This is a genomic window from Clavibacter lycopersici (assembly GCF_003576405.1).
Classification (GTDB): domain Bacteria; phylum Actinomycetota; class Actinomycetes; order Actinomycetales; family Microbacteriaceae; genus Clavibacter; species Clavibacter lycopersici.
Genome location: NZ_QWGT01000009.1, coordinates 1 through 14,545, shown reverse-complemented (window position 1 = coordinate 14,545; position 14,545 = coordinate 1). Strand labels below are relative to the sequence as shown.

The window sequence follows — 14,545 nt, the reverse complement described above, 5'->3', positions numbered from 1 at the left end:
GCCCACCGTGGCGCCTGACGACGTGCGCCCCGGCCCCACCCGCTCAGCCGCGCGCTCCTCCCGGATAGGTGCACCAGATGTCCGTCTTCCTGATCTACACGTTCCGCGAGCCGGAGCTCCTGGCCCGCACGATCCGTCGTCTGGCGCCCCACCAGGTGGTGGTCCACGTGGACCGGAAGGTCGACCAGGCGCCGTTCGTGTCCGCGGTGGCCACGGAGGACTTGGGCCGTGTCGAGTTCCTCGACGACCGTGTGCGCGTCAACTGGGGCGGGTACTCGCAGGTCGTGGCCATCCGACGTCTCGTCCAGGCGGGCATCGCGCGGGCTCGCCCCGACGAGCACCTCGTCCTCCTGTCGGGTCAGGACTACCCGATCACGCCCGTCGACGAGCTGGAGTCGATGTTCGCGGCGTCGGGCGGCAAGCAGTTCCTCCGCTACTTCGAGATCGCGGGATCGGAGGCGAAGTACACGTCGCAGGTGGATCGGCGGTACCACCGCGACCTCGCCCTCTTCAGCACCCGGACGACGGATGCGCGCGCACGGAAGGCGCGGAACGCCGTGATCCGGCTGCTCGAGACCGCGTCGCGGGCAGCCGGTCCCCTGCGGCCGCCTGCTGGATTCCGCGTGGCCCACGGGGTGACGCACTTCGCGATGACGGCCGACTTCGCCGCCCACCTCGAGGCGTCCGTCACCCCGGAGATCGAGCGGTACTTCCGCCGGGTGTTCGTCGCCGAGGAGAAGTTCTACCAGTCGCTCGCCGGCAGTTCGCCGCGCGGCGGGGAGACCGGCGGTTCCCTGCCCGGGGGGTTCGAGCCCTACGCCGGACCCGGCAACTGGCGCTACGCGAACCTGCACCACATCGACATCACGCTCACGAAGGTCTACACGGAGGACGACTGGCCCGAGGTCGCGGCCTCCCCCGCGTTCTTCCTCCGCAAGCTCGAGTCGCGCCGCAGCGCCGCGCTATTGGACCGGATCGACCGGGAGCTGCTCGGGGTCGCTCCCGAGGCCGAGCGCTAGGAGCGCACTGCCTCAGGCGCCGTCGGCCGCGCGCAGCAGCTCGGCGATGTCCAGCCTGCCCATGCCGAGCATCGCCTGCGTGGCGCGGCCGGCGCGATCGGCGTCCGGGTCGCCGAGGAGGGCCTGCAGGATCGACGGCACGATCTGCCAGGAGACGCCGAACGGATCCGTGAGCCAGCCGCAGCGGCTCGGGGCGCCGCCGTCCGCGATGAGCGCGTCCCAGATCCGGTCGAGCTCGGCCTGCGTCTCCACGGCGACCATCAGGGAGAACGCCGGGGTCGGCGGGAACATCGGGCCGCCGTCGAACAGCTGCAGCCGCAGCCCGTCGACCTCGACGGTCGCCGAGGCCGCCCGACCGTGGCCGGCGGGCAGGTCGACGATCTGGGATCGCGGCAGCACGGACGTGTACAGGGCGGCGGCCTCCCGCACGCGTCCGTCGAACCACAGGAAGGGGGTGATGGCCTGCACGACGTCCTCGTCTCGCTCGGGCGCTCAGCGTATCGCCGCCCGGCCCCCGTCCGACAGGGCAGCGACCCGCGCCGCCAGCTCGTCGAGGTTCGCCGCCTCGCACGTGCGGCGGCCCTCCTCGATGTCGTGGATCATGTCGACGATCATGTCGAAGACCGGGCCCTGGATGTCGCGGTGCACCTGGTCGACCTCGGTCTTGCGCCGGCGCACCATCAGGTCGCGGTAGATGCCGCTGTGGGTCTTCGCGCTCCGCCGGTTGAAGGCCGCCAGCCGGTCGAGCGATCCCTCCAGGTCGTCCGGCTCGAAGCCGTCGAAGCCCTCCACGCGGACGGGCGCCTGCGCCAGCACCTCGCGGGCCAGCGCGAGCATCAGGGGCCGGTACGCGTCGCGGTCGAGGGTGTCGGCGATGGGGAGGTCCGAGACGGCGCCCGCCCACAGCATCGCGCCGTAGACCTCCTTGCCCCACAGGTACCCGAGCACGTTGTCGGTCGCGCGGGCGTACGGGAGCGCCTCGACCATCTCGCGGACGCGCGGGGTGATCTCCCCGCCCGCGAGCTCGCCGACGTGGAACGCGGCGACGTTGCCCTGCAGGATCCGGCCGGGGCCCATGAGGTCGGCGCCGACGTTCACGAAGCTGGAGACCACGCGGTCGGCGCCGAGCACCTCGACGAGCGTGTCGGCGGTGAGCCCGTTCTGCACCGTGAGGACCCAGCCGTCGGGCGCCAGGCGGTCGCGGAGCAGCTCCGCGGCGGACGCGGTGTGCAGGCTCTTGACGGCGACGATCGCGTGGTCGATGCGGTCCGGCAGCTCGTCGGGCGTCACCGCGTCGACGCGCACGGTGAACTCCTCGACGGGACCCTCGATGCGGAGGCCGTGGGCGCGGATCGCGGCGACGTGCTCCGCGTCCTGGTCGCACAGCAGCACGCGGTGTCCGGCGCGGGCCATGTGCGCGCCGAGCGTGCCGCCGATCGCCCCGGCTCCGATGACGACGACGTCCATCAGGCGACCGCCGCGCTCGGGTGCACGCGCTCGAGGAAGCCGCGGAGCGTCTCCTGGAACAGCTCGGGCTCCTCCGTCTGCGGCGAGTGCCCGGATCGCTCGAAGACCACGAGCTCGGCGCCCGGGATGAGGGACGCGATCGTCTCGGAGGAGCTGACGGGCGTGACCCAGTCGCGGCGGCCGACCGTGACGAGGGTCGGCACGGTGATGGCGGGCAGCCGGTCCTTCACGTCGTATGCGCCCCAGTTGTGCTGGAAGCACCAGTTGTGCGCCTCGTGGCGGTAGATCCCCGCCTCGACGCGGGCTACCGACTTCACCGGGTCGTAGTCGTAGTCGTACAGCGGGATGATCTCGGCCCACCGCGCCTTGAGGTCCTCGTCGGAGGTGATGCGGCCCGACCAGTACCGGTCGAAGGACTCCCAGTCGATCTCGATCCGGTCCTGGTTCCGGGCGTTCTCGAACGCGAGCTCGAGGTTGCTGCCGTCGGCGGAGGTGTCGCGGAGGATGATCCCGCTCACGTGCTCGGGGTGGGCGATCGCGTACTCGAGCGCGATGAAGCCGCCGTACGAGCCCCCCGCGATGATCACCCGCTCGACGCCGGCCCACTGCCGGATGCCGTCGACGTCGGCCGCCCACTGGGCGTGGGAGTAGGGCTCGATGCCCTCGCTCATGCCGCAGCCGCGCGCGTCGAAGACGATGACGCGGAAGCGGTCGGCCAGCGGGCCGAAGGTGGCGCGGGGCTCGGCGAGGGAGCCGATCCCGCCGCCGCCGTGGTGGGCGATGATGACGGGCGCGTCCTCCGGGCCCATCACCTCCACGTTCAGGCGGCAGCCGTTGATGGTGACGTCCATGGGTCCTTCTCTCTGGAGCGGGCTCGGGTGGGTGCGGGTTCGGTGAGTGCGGGTCAGACGGCGAGGCCGTCACGCCATCGCGTGACGGTGCGGTCGAGGACCGACAGGGGCACGGCGCCGTCGCCGAGCACCACGCCGTGGAAGCCCGGCAGCGTGAAGCGGTCGCCGAGCGCGCGGCGCGACTCCTCGCGCAGGCGCAGGATCTCGCGGCGGCCGATCATGTACGCGAGCGCCTGCCCGGGCCAGGAGATGTAGCGGTCGACCTCGCTCTGCACGTGCGCGCGGGTCGTGGCGGTGTGCGCCCACATGAAGTCGACGCCCTGCTGCCGGGTCCAGCCGAGGTGGTGGATCCCCGTGTCGACGACGAGCCGGCACGCGCGGAGGGCGAGGAACGAGAGCATGCCGAGGCGCGAGACGTCGTCGGTGTAGAGGCCCTGCTCGTCGGCGAGCTGCTCGGAGTACAGCCCCCAGCCCTCGTTGAAGCTGCACGCCTCCACGTCGAGGTGGCGGCGGTAGCGCGGGATGTCGAGCGTCTGGGCGGTCGCGAGCTGCAGGTGGTGGCCCGGGACGGACTCGTGGAACGCCAGGCACTCGTACTCGTAGCGGTAGCGCGTCTCGGGATCCGTCGCCAGCAGGCAGTGCGCGCCGGGCCGGCTGCCGTCGACCGCGGGCGGCCGGTAGTACGCGAGCGCCGAGTGCTCAGCCTCGATGGGGTTGATCACCTCGAGCACGCAGTCGCCGATGTCGTAGTCGGGGAACAGGAGCGGTCGCGCCGCCTGCGCCCGGTCGAGCGCGCCCTGGGCGACGTCGATGATCTGCTGGCTCGTCTCGAAGCGCAGCGAGGGGTCCTCCCGCATCCGCTCCGCGATGCGGGGCAGCTCGCGCTCGCCGAGGGCGCGGCCGCCGATCTCGGCCCAGCGCGGCACCATGTCCTCCAGCACCTCGAGGCCGATGCGGTGGATCTCCTCCGGGTCGAGGTCGGTCGTGGTGTGGCGGCGCACCGCGTCGACGTAGCCGGCCGCGCCGCCCGCGGTGTGCTGGATGCCCACGCGGTCGTCCGGGCGCGCGCCGGGGAGGAGCTCGTCCTGGAGCCGCGCGGCGAGGCGGGCCATGGCCGGGCGGATGGATCCCTCGACGGTGCGGCGGGCGCGGTCGGCGACGGCCGACGCGGCGGTGGCGCCGGATCGCGTCGGGGCGAGCAGCGCGTCGTCGTCGAGCGAGAGAGCGAGGTATCCCTCCAGCTGCTGCACGGCGTGGGCGAGGCCCATCCGGGTGGACGGACGGCCGGCGGCGGTCTCCTCGGCGTACCGGTCGCCGAGGCCGTCGAGCACGCCCGCCACCCCGTCGAGCCGGGTGAGGTACCGGTCGGCCGCCGGCGCGGTGTCGACCGTCATGGCGGGAACGGCCTGGAAGACGAGGCCCTGCCGGCTCACGTAGCCCTTCGCGGAGGCGTTCGCGGCCCAGAGCGAGTGCCGGGCGTCGTCCGCGGCGCCGCGCGCGAGGACGGCGAGCACGTCGCGGTCGGTGCGCTGGGCGTCGTCGAGGTCGGCGTCGTCGAGCGCGTCCGCCTCGGCAGCGACCGCGGCCAGCGCGGACGCCGCCTCGGCGCTCGCGGCGGCGCTCGGGTCGCCCGCCAGGTGGTCGAACTCGTCGATGCCGAGCAGCGTCGCGTTGTACGGGTCGTACGCGTGCTGCGCGCGGAAGTAGCGCTCGCCGAGCTCGGCGAGGCGGCTGGCTGCCGGCGTGGCGGGGACGTGGTCGGTCATGGTGCTCCTGTCGGGCTGGGTGGTCGGGCGGTCGGCCGGGTCAGAACAGCGAGTGGCCGCCGTCGATGGAGAGGGTCTGGCCGCTGATCCACCCGGCGTCGGGATGGGCGAGGAAGACGACGCCGCGTGCGATGTCGGCGGGCGTGCCCGTGCGGCGGACGGCGATGCGCTCGAGGAGCGCGGCCTGGCCGTCCGGGCCGTACGACTCCCACTGCGCCACGGTGCTCGGGTTGGAGAGCACGAACCCCGGCGCGATGCAGTTCACGGTGATGCCGTGCGGGCCGAGCTCGTGCGCCATCTGCCGCGTGAAGCCGATCTGGGCGGCCTTGGCCGACGCGTACGCCTGGATCCCGGTGAGGCTCACGCTCCGGCCGGCCCCCGAGGAGATGTTCACGATGCGCCCGGTGCCGCGGGCCTTCATCGACCGGGCCGCCGCGCGGGTGCACGCCATCGTGGTGGTGAGGTTGGCGCGCACGACCTGGTCCCACGCCTCGTCCGTGAGCTCGTCGATGGGCGTGTGGGTCTGGCCCACGACCCCGCCGGCCACGTTGACGAGCACGTCCACGTCGCCGACTCCCGCGAAGAACGCCTCCACCTCCGCCGTGACGCTGAGGTCGACGGTGTCGCGGTCGACCCCGTGGACGCGGGCGCCCTGCGCCTCGAGAGACTCGGCGACGGCCCGGCCGATGCCCTGGGCTGTGCCCGTCACGACGGCGACGAGGCCGTCGAATGGGCGCGCGGCGGGTGCGGTCTCGGGTGCGGTCGTGGTCATGCGGGGGTCCTGTCGTCGGGGTGGATCACGGGGCGTCGCCGTCAGCCGGTGGCTCGACGTCGCCGGCGCGGTAGGCGCGGAGGATGTGCACGGACTCCTCCCACTGGCGCATGCGCTCGAGGCCGGCGTCGCCCGTGGCCTGGAGGACCTGCTCGACGAGCGCCTCGAGGAGCACGAGGAGCGCCGCCATGGAGTCGAAGGGGATGCCGTCCACCTTCACGGGGAGCACGACGTCGGCCCCCTCCGCGGCGGGGCTCAGCCACTGGTCGGTGATGACGATGACCGAGGCGCCCTGCCGGCGGGCGAGCTCCGCCGCCTCCTTGGCGGCGAGCTCGTAGCGGCGCAGGTCGATGATGACCGCCACGGATCCGCGCCCCAGCCGCAGGTACCGGCCGATGTCGTGTCCGAGCGGCTCGCCCACGAACTCGATGCCGGGGACGACCTGGTCGAGCTGGGTGGCCAGCAGCATCGCGAGGAAGCGGCTGAAGTAGCCGCCCGAGATCACGACGTGCTTGGGCTTGCCGGCGAGCAGCTGCACCGCGCGGTCGAGCTCGCTCGGCGGCACGGTCTCCGCGAGCCCCTCGACGAGCTGGATCCGGCTCCCGGTCGACCGCGCGAACAGCTCGCCGTCCTCCGCGATGGCGCGGCTGCGCGTGGTGCGGGTGACGGGGCTGTTCATGTGGTGCGTGATCTCGTCGCGCAGCCGCTGCTGGAAGTCCGGGTAGCTCCCGATGCCGAGGCGCGTGACGAGCCGCAGCACCGTGGGGGTGCTGGTCCCGGCCGCCTTGGCGAGGGTCGCGGCGCTGCCGAGGCCGGCGCTGGGGTAGCTCGCGAGGAGGGAGCGCGCGACCTTGCGTTCGGCGGGCGTGAGCTCGTCCATCCGGGCGAAGATCTCTTCCTTGAGGGGCATGTTCCGTCTTTCCGTTCGGGGTGGGCGGGATCGTGCGCTCCTATGTCAGCACGACGAGCCGCCCGTCCCGGGGGAACGCCGCGAAGAGCGTCGGCGAGTTGTGGGCGATGACGAGCGTGCCGTCCCCGCCGACCGCGACGAGGCCGCCGCTGGCGCCGCGTGCCGTCAGCTCCGCCTCGACCGTCGCGAGGACGGCCTCCTCGAGGGTGGATCCGAGGTGCCGGACGCGCGCCGCGATGTCGTGCGACACGACGCCGCGGAGGAAGGACTCGCCCTCGCCCGTGCAGGAGACCGCGGCGACGCCGTCGCGCGCGTACGTGCCGGCGCCGATGACGGGGGTGTCGCCGACGCGCCCGATGCTCTGGTTGACCATGCCGCCCGTGCTGGTCGCGGCGGCCAGTGCGCCGGTCCGGTCGCGGGCGACCGCGCCGACCGTGCCGTGCCGCGCGCCCTGGAAGAGGTCCGCGCGGACGCGGGCGAGCTGCTGCCGGCGCGCCTCGGTGACGAAGTAGGAGGGATCCGCCGTGGCGAGCCCCCAGCCGGCGATGAGCTCCGCCGACGGGTCGACGAGGAAGACGTGGTCGGTCTCCTCGAGGACGGCGCGCGCGGCGCGGACCGGGTTCCTGGCGTGCCGGGACACGGCGACGGCGCCGGCCAGGCCGGCCCCGGTCATCACCGCGGCATCGAGCTCGGCGTGGCCGTCGGCCGTGAGGGCGGCGCCGCGGCCGGCGTTGAACAGCGGATCGTCCTCCAGCCGCTCGACGGCGGCGCACACGGCGTCGAGGGCCGACCCGCCGCGGGAGAGGACGGCGGATCCCGCGTCGTGGGCGCGGCGGAGGCCGGCGTCGAACGCGGCGGCCTCCTGCCGGGACAGCTCGAGGATCCGCCCGCCCGCGCCGCCGTGCAGCGCGAGCGCCGTGCCGTCCGGACCGGGCGGCACGCTCCAGGAGCGGGTCGGGCGCGGCGCCTGCGACGACTCCTCGGCGACGCCCATCAGCGGCCCCCGGCCTGCCGCGTGATGTAGTTCACGGCGACGAACGAGCGGAACACCTCGAGCAGGTCGTCGCCCTCGATGCGGACGCGGCGGTCGGCCGACTTCTCGGCCCCCCGAACCCACGATGCGACGTCGGCCATGTCGGCCGTCTGCACGTCGAGCTCCAGCACCGCCGGGCGCTCGATGCCGGGCAGGCGCATGCGGCCGTCGGCGACGGCACGGACCGCCTCCTCGGCGCCCGCGCGGATCTGGCGGCACGACTCGTCCGGGTGCAGGTTGAGCGCGCTGAACCTGGTGATCGACTCCTTGGTCTGCACGTGCACGGCGTCCGGCGCGAACGGCTCGGTCTCGGTCCAGGTCACCTGGTCGCCGGAGACGAACGCGATGGGCACGCCGTAGTGGTCGGCGACGAGCGCGTTGATGCCGCTCTCCCCCACCTCGGTGCCGTTGACCCGGGCACCCGCGAAGACCTCCGGGTTGTACGTGTGCGACATGGTCGACGGCGGTCCGGAGATGGAGCCGTGGTAGCCGACCAGGAAGATCGCGTCGAACCCCTCGTCGAGCCCCTGCATCATGTAGCCCGGCTTGTGGCGACCGGACAGGTAGCGCGCGCCGCCCGCGATCAGGCGCGGGTCGAGGTTCGCCATGCGGCTGTGCGAGTCGTTGAGCACGATCTCGGTCGCGCCTCCCGCGATCGCGCCCTCGATGGCCGCGTTCACCTCGGCCTGCAGCAGCGCGCAGCCGAGCGCGTACGCGGCCCCGCTGTCGGGCCGGCACTGCTCCCAGTCCACGACGCCGGCGACGCCCTCCATGTCGAGCGACATCCAGATCCTCATGCGGTCCCCTGTTCCTGTGTGACGGCGCCCACGGGGGCGTCGAGCTCTCGGGCCCGGATGCACGCGCTGGCGTGCCCGGGCGTGACGGCCTCGAGGGCCGGGTCGGTGGTGCGGCACGCCTGGACGGCGTACGGGCAGCGCGGGTGGAAGCGGCAGCCGCTCGGCACGGCGAACGGGCTCGGCGGCTCGCCCTCGAGGACGGCCTCGGCGTTGACGCTGCCGGCGGACATGCGCGGGATCGAGTCGATGAGCGCCCTGGTGTACGGATGCCGCGGATCGCGGAAGAGCTCCGCCGTGTCGGCGACCTCGACGATGCGCCCGAGGTACATCACCGCCACCCGCTGGCTGAGGTGCTGCACGACCGCCAGGTTGTGCGCGACGAACAGGATGCTGAGGCCGAGCTCCTCCCGGAGCCGCCCGAACAGCTCGAGGATCGTCGCCTGCACCGACACGTCGAGCGCCGACACGGGCTCGTCGGCGATGAGGATGTCCGGCCGCACCGCGAGGGCGCGAGCGATGGCGATCCGCTGCCGCTGCCCGCCGGAGAACTGGCTCGGGTACGCGTCGAGCGCGTCCTCCTCCAGCCCGACCAGGTTCAGCAGCCGGATGCTCTCGGCTCGGACCTCGCGGCGCGGGACGATGCGGTGCAGCGTGAGGAGCTCCGCGAGCATGGCGCCCACGCTGATGCGCGGGTTCAGGGACGAGTACGGGTCCTGGAACACCATCTGGATCCGGCGGCTGGCCTCCCGGTCGCGGCGAGCCGGCATGGGCTGGCCGTGGTACTCGACGTCGCCGGAGGTGGGCGCCGTGCTGCCGACGAGGATCTTGGCGAGCGTGGACTTGCCGGATCCCGACTCCCCGACGAGCGCGAGGATCTCGCCCTTCCCGAGGTGCAGCTCCACGCCGTCGAGCGCGGTCAGGTGCGAGCCGGCCTCGCTCCGCCGGGTGATCTGCGACAGCACGGATCCGCCCACGCGGTAGGTCTTCGTGATGTCGGCCACCCGGAGCACGGGCGGCTCCCCGGCCGCGGACTCGACGGCGGGCCCCGCCTCTACGGTGCTCACGCGGGCACCCCGAGGAAGATCCGGTCGGACTCGATGCAGGCCGCCCGGTGGTCGGGCGCCACCTCCTCGAACGGCGGCATGGCGGCCGTGCAGGCGTCGACGGCGAACGCGCACCGGGGCGCGAACGGGCAGCCGGACGGCCGGTTCGAGACGTTGGGCGGGAAGCCGGGGATGGCGACGAGCTCGCGGTCCGGCTGGTCGAAGTCGGGCGCCGAGTCGAGGAGGCCCTTCGTGTACGGGTGGCGCGGGTCGCGGAACACGTCCGCGACGCGGCCCGCCTCCACCACGTGGCCGGCGTACATGACGGCCATGTCGGTGCAGGTCTGGTTGACGACGGCGAGGTCGTGCGTGACGAACGCGAGCGCCGCGCCGGAGTCGACGCACAGCCGCTCGAGGAGGCGGAGCACCTGGTGCTGCACGGTCACGTCGAGCGCGGTCGTCGGCTCGTCGCAGAGCAGGAGCCGCGGGCGGCACGACAGCGCCATCGCGATCATCACGCGCTGCCGGAGGCCGCCGGAGAGCTCGTGCGGGTAGGCGCGGGCGCGGCGGGCGGGATCCGGGATGCCGGTGCGGGCCATCATCTCCACCGCGAGCTCGAGCGCGGCCCGCCGCGAGAGCCCGAGGTGGCGGCGCGGGCCCTCGGCGATCTGCTCGCCGACGCGCATCACGGGGTTGAGGGCCGTCATGGGCTCCTGGAAGATCATGGCGATCGCCGGGCCCATGAGCAGGCGGCGCTTCGCGGCGGGCATCGGCACGAGGTCGACGCCCTCGAACATGATCCGGCCGGAGAGCACCTCGACGCCCTTGGGCAGGAGGCCCGCGATGGCGCGGAGCGTCAGCGACTTGCCGGAGCCGGACTCGCCGACGATGCCGAAGCGCTCGCCCTCGAGGATCTCGAAGGACAGGTCGTCGACGATGACGGTCGGCTCGCCGCCGCGGCGCCGGATGCCGAGGGTGAGGCGCTCGACGGCGAGGAGCACGGGCGCCGTGGCGCTCGCGCTGGCCGCGGGCGTCGGGGCGGTGGTCGTACCGGGCACGGTCACTTCCTTCTCTCGGGGCTGAGCAGGTCGGACAGGCCGTCGCCGAGCAGGGACAGGCCGAGGCTCGTCACCACCACCACGAGGCCGGGGATGGTGGCCTGCTGCCACTGGGTGGTGATGAACTCCTGGCCGTCGACGATCATCGAGCCCCACTCCGCGGTGGGCGGGGCGATGCCGAGGCCGAGGTAGCCGAGGGTCACGATCGCCATGATGTCCATGACGATGTCGCTCATGCCGTAGATGATCGCCTGGCTGAGCACGTTCGGGCCGATGTGCCGGACGAGCACGCGGCCGTGCGACATGCCGCCGAGCCGGGCCGCGACGACGTAGTCCTGCTTCTTCGCCACGAGCACCTCGCCGCGCACGATCTTGGCGTAGGAGACCCAGGAGACCGCGGCGATCGCGAGGTAGATGCTCTGCTCGCCGGCGCCGAAGACGAACACCAGCACGATCACCATCACGTAGAAGGGGAAGGCGAAGAAGACGTCGACGATGCGCATGACGACCGTGTCGAGGATCCCGCCGAAGTAGCCGGAGATCGCGCCGACGACCGTGCCGAAGACGAAGGGCAGCAGCACGGCGAGGAAGCCGACCCGGAGGTCGACCCGCGCGCCCCAGATGAGGCGGGAGAGCACATCGCGCCCGTACTTGTCGGTGCCGAGCCAGTGCTCCGCGTCGGGCGACCGCAGCGCGTTCGGGAGGTCCTGCAGCACGGGGTCGTACGGCGCGATGACGGGGGCGAGGATCGCGACGAGCACGAGCGCGCCCGTGATGATCCCGCCGGCCATGAGCGGCCCGTTGCGGTACCAGGGCCGGAGAGCCCGGGACCCGCGGCGCGTGCGACGCCTGGCCTGGAACCCCGCGAGCACCGCGGTCGGGGTGGTGATGCCCGTGCTCATGCCGCGTCCTTCCCGCCGAGCGTGACCCGGGGATCGAGCATCGTGTAGACGACGTCCGTGAGGATGCCGACGATCACGACGAAGAGGGCGACGAAGAGCGTCACCGCCTGGATGGTGGGGAAGTCGCGGCTGAAGATGGCGTTCACCATCAGCGAGCCGAGGCCGGGGAGCGCGAAGACCTTCTCGATGACGAGCGATCCGCCCACGAGGTAGCCGAGGTTCACGCCGATGATCGAGACCGTGGGGATGGCGGCGTTCCGGAGCACGTGGTCGCGGAAGAGGTGGACGCCCGCCGAGCCCTTCGAGCGCGCGGTGCCGACGTGCTCCGACTCGAGCACGTCGATCATCGAGGCCCGGAGGCTGCGGATCACGGTGGGGCTCATGGCGATGGCCAGCGTGAGGGCGGGGAGGAAGAGGAAGCGCACGTGCTCCGCCGCGTCGCGCCCGTAGCCGCCGACGGGGAAGGCGCCGAGGCCGACGGCGAGCAGGAGGATCAGCATGATGCCGACCCAGAACTGCGGCATGCCCTGGCCGACCAGCGTGAACAGCCGGACGCCGAGGTCGCGGGACGAGCCGGGGCGGCTGGCCGCGAGGGCGGCGAGCGGGATGCTGATGGCCAGCGACAGGACGAGCGCGTAGCCGAGCAGCGACATGGTGACGGGGATCGCCTGGAAGACGAGCTCGGTGACGGGCAGCTGGTAGGTGAGGCTCGTGCCCAGGTCCCCGCGCACGAGCTGCGCGAGGAAGATGCCGTACTGCTCCCAGATGGGGCGGTCGAGGCCGAGCTGCTCGGTGAGGGCGGCGACGCTGGCGTCGGTAGCGCGCTCCCCCAGGATCGCGAGGGCCGGGTTCCCGGGGAGCAGATGCGCCATGAAGAAGACGATGAGCGTCACCCCGAAGGCGACCGGCACGGCCTGGAGCAGGCGGCCGGGGATGAAGCGCAGGCGGTGCAGCATTGCTCCTCCTCGAGGCGGGATGCGGTGGGTGGTCGGGTGGTGCGGGTGGTGGGGCGGCCGCCGCTCGGGTCGCGAGCGGCGGCCGCCCCGCACCGCCGACGTCACGGGCGACGTCGGCGGCGATCGGGCGCCCGGTGGGTCAGGACGACTTGGTGACGTCCTCGAGGTGGTAGTTGCCGAGCGGCGTCACCTCGAACCCGTCGATCCGGTCGCTGATGGCGTAGGCGTACGGCGAGTAGTAGAGGTAGGCGAGGAAGGCCGACTCCCCCGTCTTCTCCTGCAGCTGCGCGTAGAGGTCGGCGCGCTTCGCGTCGTCGGTCTCGAGCTGGGCCTGCTTGTTGAGCGCGACGACCTCCGGGTCGTCGTAGTACGTGAAGGCGGAGTGCGAGCCGCCATCGGGGTCGACCGCGAAGGAGGTCCACTGGTCGGGGTCCGGGATGTCCATGGTCCACGCGGAGAGGGTCATGTCGAAGTCGGAGTCGAGGCGGGCCTGCTTGTTCGCCGTCGGGTCGAGCTGCGTGATCTCGACGGTGATCCCGAGCTCCTTGAGCTCGGACTGCAGGATCTGCGCGACCGACGTCTGGTTCGGGTCACCCGAGCGGATGAGGAGCGTCGTCGAGAAGCCGTCCGGCTTCGTCGACTGCGCGAGCTCCGCCTTGGCCTTCGCGAGGTCGAGCTCGGGCGCCCCGGTGTCGCCGTCGTAGTACGGCGTGCCGGGCGAGAGGAGCGAGTCGGCGGTCTCGCCGTTGCCGAAGAGCACGGCGTCGACGAGCGACTCCCGGTCGATGGCGTAGGCGATGGCCCGGCGGACGTGCTCGTCGTCGAACGGCGCGCGCTGCTGGTTGAAGGCGAGGTAGTCGATCTGGGTCGACGGGAAGGTCACGGCATCCACGCCCTCGGCGTCCTTCAGCGAGGCGAAGCTCGACCAGTCGGGGGTGTCGTTGATGTCGATCTGACCGCCCTGCAGCTGGAGCTTGCGGGTGTTTGCGTCCGGGACGACGGTCCAGGTCACGCTGTCGAGCGTCGGCTTGCCGGCCTGCCAGTAGGTCGCGTTCTTGGTGAGCTTGACCGACTGGCCCTTGGTCCAGGAGTCCCAGACGAAGGGACCGGTGCCGACGGGCGCGGTGTAGAACTCCTCGACGGTCTTCCCGCCGTAGTCGAGCGGCACGACGCCGTTGCTGAAGATCGAGAGGTCGGCGATGAGCGGCGCCCACGGGTACTTGAGCTTCACGGTGAGGGTGGTGTCGTCGGTGGCCTCGACGGTGTCGATGGCGGCGTTGACGAAGCCCCAGCCGCTGGCGCCGGTCTTCGTGTCCTCGTCGATCGAGAACTTGACGTCGGCGGCCGTCATCTTCGCGCCCGTCGAGAACGTGACGTCGTCGCGGAGGGCGATCGTGTAGGTCAGCTGGTCGTCCGAGATCTCGTAGCCGGTCGCGAGCCACGGGTCGACCTTCGACCCGTCCTGGCTGACCATGAAGAGCGGCTCCATGATCTGCTGCATGACGCGGATGGAGTTGTTGTCGAAGGTGGTGGTCTTGTCCATCGCGATGATGTCCGCGGACCGGGCGATGACGAGGTCGCCGCCCGTGGCAGCACCCCCGTCGCTCGACGAGCTGGCGCCGCCGCACGCGGCGAGGGCGAGCGTCGCGGTGGTCGCGAGCGCGATGGCCGCGACTCGGACGGGTCTGATCATGGGGAGCCTCACTGTCTCTGGCGCTGCCTGGCCGGCGCACGCGGTCCGTGGACGAGCCGATCGCGGCCGACCCCCGCGAGGAGGATCCGCACGCGCTCCTCTGCGCTCGTCTCAAAAGTTACAGTACGGCTCTCTCTTTTCCATCTTGTTACGTTTGGAATACGGGATCCGACCGACCGCGGACCGGCGCGATGCTGACGGACGCCGGCGACGGGCGCGCGACGGAGCCCGGCCGCGCAGGGCGCGACCGGGCTCGTGGACGTGCGGGGACGGCGACC

The 14,545-nt window shown here is 72.5% G+C and carries 14 protein-coding genes; 1 reads left to right on the top strand and 13 read right to left on the bottom strand.

Going from position 1 to position 14,545, the window contains the following annotated elements; all coding sequences use genetic code 11:
* Positions 1–77 precede the first annotated feature (77 nt).
* Complete coding sequence (locus tag DZG00_RS01495) at positions 78–1,019, top strand: beta-1,6-N-acetylglucosaminyltransferase (RefSeq protein ID WP_119381335.1); 942 nt, start codon at positions 78–80, stop codon at positions 1,017–1,019.
* A 12-nt stretch (positions 1,020–1,031) separates the two neighbouring features.
* Here DZG00_RS01495 and DZG00_RS01490 read toward each other — a convergent pair whose 3' ends face one another.
* The 13 genes from DZG00_RS01490 to DZG00_RS01430 form a co-directional block, all read right to left on the bottom strand.
* Complete coding sequence (locus tag DZG00_RS01490) at positions 1,032–1,487, bottom strand: VOC family protein (protein ID WP_119381334.1); 456 nt, start codon at positions 1,485–1,487, stop codon at positions 1,032–1,034.
* A 24-nt stretch (positions 1,488–1,511) separates the two neighbouring features.
* Positions 1,512–2,486, bottom strand: coding sequence for a ketopantoate reductase family protein (locus tag DZG00_RS01485; protein WP_119381333.1), 975 nt, complete (start codon positions 2,484–2,486; stop codon positions 1,512–1,514).
* Positions 2,486–3,337 (bottom strand): alpha/beta fold hydrolase, encoded by an 852-nt coding sequence (locus tag DZG00_RS01480; RefSeq protein WP_119381332.1) that lies wholly within the window; start codon positions 3,335–3,337, stop codon positions 2,486–2,488. The genes DZG00_RS01485 and DZG00_RS01480 overlap by 1 nt, the downstream gene beginning before the upstream one ends.
* 53 nt (positions 3,338–3,390) lie before the next feature.
* Positions 3,391–5,103, bottom strand: coding sequence for a DUF885 domain-containing protein (locus DZG00_RS01475; protein ID WP_119455325.1), 1,713 nt, complete (start codon positions 5,101–5,103; stop codon positions 3,391–3,393).
* Between the two features lie 40 nt (positions 5,104–5,143).
* Positions 5,144–5,875 carry an SDR family NAD(P)-dependent oxidoreductase gene (locus DZG00_RS01470; protein WP_119382937.1) on the bottom strand — a complete coding sequence of 244 codons (732 nt, stop codon included), beginning with the start codon at positions 5,873–5,875 and terminating at the stop codon, positions 5,144–5,146.
* A 25-nt stretch (positions 5,876–5,900) separates the two neighbouring features.
* On the bottom strand, positions 5,901–6,785 hold the full coding sequence (locus DZG00_RS01465) for a MurR/RpiR family transcriptional regulator (protein WP_119382936.1): 885 nt from the start codon (positions 6,783–6,785) through the stop codon (positions 5,901–5,903).
* A 40-nt stretch (positions 6,786–6,825) separates the two neighbouring features.
* Entirely contained in the window at positions 6,826–7,779 is a 954-nt protein-coding gene (locus tag DZG00_RS01460) for an isoaspartyl peptidase/L-asparaginase family protein (protein WP_119455324.1), read from the bottom strand.
* Positions 7,779–8,615, bottom strand: a complete 837-nt coding sequence (locus DZG00_RS01455) for a M55 family metallopeptidase (protein WP_119382110.1) — start codon at positions 8,613–8,615, stop codon at positions 7,779–7,781. Before DZG00_RS01455 ends, DZG00_RS01460 begins: the two co-directional genes overlap by 1 nt.
* On the bottom strand, positions 8,612–9,679 hold the full coding sequence (locus tag DZG00_RS01450) for an ABC transporter ATP-binding protein (RefSeq protein ID WP_199688933.1): 1,068 nt from the start codon (positions 9,677–9,679) through the stop codon (positions 8,612–8,614). Before DZG00_RS01450 ends, DZG00_RS01455 begins: the two co-directional genes overlap by 4 nt.
* Complete coding sequence (locus tag DZG00_RS01445) at positions 9,676–10,716, bottom strand: ABC transporter ATP-binding protein (RefSeq protein WP_199688934.1); 1,041 nt, start codon at positions 10,714–10,716, stop codon at positions 9,676–9,678. The genes DZG00_RS01450 and DZG00_RS01445 overlap by 4 nt, the downstream gene beginning before the upstream one ends.
* A 2-nt stretch (positions 10,717–10,718) precedes the next feature.
* The gene (locus tag DZG00_RS01440; RefSeq protein WP_119382112.1) at positions 10,719–11,618 is read right to left on the bottom strand and encodes an ABC transporter permease; all 900 of its coding nucleotides are present in this window, start codon (positions 11,616–11,618) and stop codon (positions 10,719–10,721) included.
* Positions 11,615–12,574 carry an ABC transporter permease gene (locus DZG00_RS01435; protein ID WP_119382113.1) on the bottom strand — a complete coding sequence of 320 codons (960 nt, stop codon included), beginning with the start codon at positions 12,572–12,574 and terminating at the stop codon, positions 11,615–11,617. Before DZG00_RS01435 ends, DZG00_RS01440 begins: the two co-directional genes overlap by 4 nt.
* A gap of 139 nt (positions 12,575–12,713) precedes the next feature.
* Complete coding sequence (locus DZG00_RS01430) at positions 12,714–14,267, bottom strand: ABC transporter substrate-binding protein (protein ID WP_119382114.1); 1,554 nt, start codon at positions 14,265–14,267, stop codon at positions 12,714–12,716.
* Between the last annotated feature and the right edge of the window lie 278 nt (positions 14,268–14,545).

Coding starts and splice junctions, on each gene's coding strand:
- DZG00_RS01485 (WP_119381333.1), bottom strand. CDS start 2,486: ATGGACGTCGTCGTCATCGGAGCCGGGGCGATCGGCGGCACGCTCGGC.
- DZG00_RS01440 (WP_119382112.1), bottom strand. CDS start 11,618: ATGAGCACGGGCATCACCACCCCGACCGCGGTGCTCGCGGGGTTCCAG.
- DZG00_RS01430 (WP_119382114.1), bottom strand. CDS start 14,267: ATGATCAGACCCGTCCGAGTCGCGGCCATCGCGCTCGCGACCACCGCG.
- DZG00_RS01470 (WP_119382937.1), bottom strand. CDS start 5,875: ATGACCACGACCGCACCCGAGACCGCACCCGCCGCGCGCCCATTCGAC.
- DZG00_RS01475 (WP_119455325.1), bottom strand. CDS start 5,103: ATGACCGACCACGTCCCCGCCACGCCGGCAGCCAGCCGCCTCGCCGAG.
- DZG00_RS01460 (WP_119455324.1), bottom strand. CDS start 7,779: ATGGGCGTCGCCGAGGAGTCGTCGCAGGCGCCGCGCCCGACCCGCTCC.
- DZG00_RS01435 (WP_119382113.1), bottom strand. CDS start 12,574: ATGCTGCACCGCCTGCGCTTCATCCCCGGCCGCCTGCTCCAGGCCGTG.
- DZG00_RS01480 (WP_119381332.1), bottom strand. CDS start 3,337: ATGGACGTCACCATCAACGGCTGCCGCCTGAACGTGGAGGTGATGGGC.
- DZG00_RS01455 (WP_119382110.1), bottom strand. CDS start 8,615: ATGAGGATCTGGATGTCGCTCGACATGGAGGGCGTCGCCGGCGTCGTG.
- DZG00_RS01465 (WP_119382936.1), bottom strand. CDS start 6,785: ATGCCCCTCAAGGAAGAGATCTTCGCCCGGATGGACGAGCTCACGCCC.
- DZG00_RS01495 (WP_119381335.1), top strand. CDS start 78: ATGTCCGTCTTCCTGATCTACACGTTCCGCGAGCCGGAGCTCCTGGCC.